The sequence below is a fragment of the Catellatospora sp. KI3 genome, from assembly GCF_029948125.1.
Taxonomy (GTDB): domain Bacteria; phylum Actinomycetota; class Actinomycetes; order Mycobacteriales; family Micromonosporaceae; genus Catellatospora.
The window spans coordinates 1-625 of record NZ_JASAMB010000076.1 but is presented as its reverse complement, the minus strand read 5'-3'; the positions used below and the strand labels follow the sequence as shown (position 1 = coordinate 625).

Genomic DNA, 625 nt, shown 5'->3' with positions numbered 1-625 from the left:
GACGGAGGCGATCCGTGGAAATTCTGCTCCTGGTCACCGCACGCGCTGGTGAGCCCTCTGCGGTGCTCCCCGCTCTCGACCTGCTCCCGCACACCGTGCGCACCGCGCCCCGCGACGTGCGCACGCTCGTGTCCACCCCCAGCCCCGACGCGGTGCTGGTCGACGCGCGCACCGAACTGTCCGAAGCCCGCGCCACCTGCCGCATGCTGCACGCCACCGGCATCGGCGTGCCGCTGCTGGCCGTCGTCACCGAGGCCGGACTCGTCGCGATCAACGCCGACTGGGGCGTCGACGACGTCATCCTCGCCGGCGCCGGCCCGGCCGAGGTCGAGGCGCGGCTGCGGCTGGCCGTCGGCCGCCTCAACTCCGCCACCGCGGCCGCGGGCGGCCTCATCCGGGGCGGCGAGCTGACCATCGACCCCGACACCTACGCCGCCAAGCTCAAGGGACGCCCGCTCGACCTCACGTACAAGGAGTTCGAGCTGCTGAAGTTCCTGGCCCAGCACCCGGGCCGGGTCTTCACCCGCGACCAGCTGCTGCGCGAGGTGTGGGGCTACGACTACTTCGGCGGCACCCGCACCGTCGACGTGCACGTGCGGCGCCTGCGCGCCAAACTCGGCTCCGA

The 625-nt window shown here is 73.3% G+C and carries 1 protein-coding gene; it reads left to right on the top strand.

What is annotated here, in order from left to right; all coding sequences use genetic code 11:
* Positions 1–14 precede the first annotated feature (14 nt).
* On the top strand, positions 15–625 hold a 611-nt coding region (locus QEZ54_RS36255), incomplete at its 3' end, for a response regulator transcription factor (protein ID WP_281309316.1).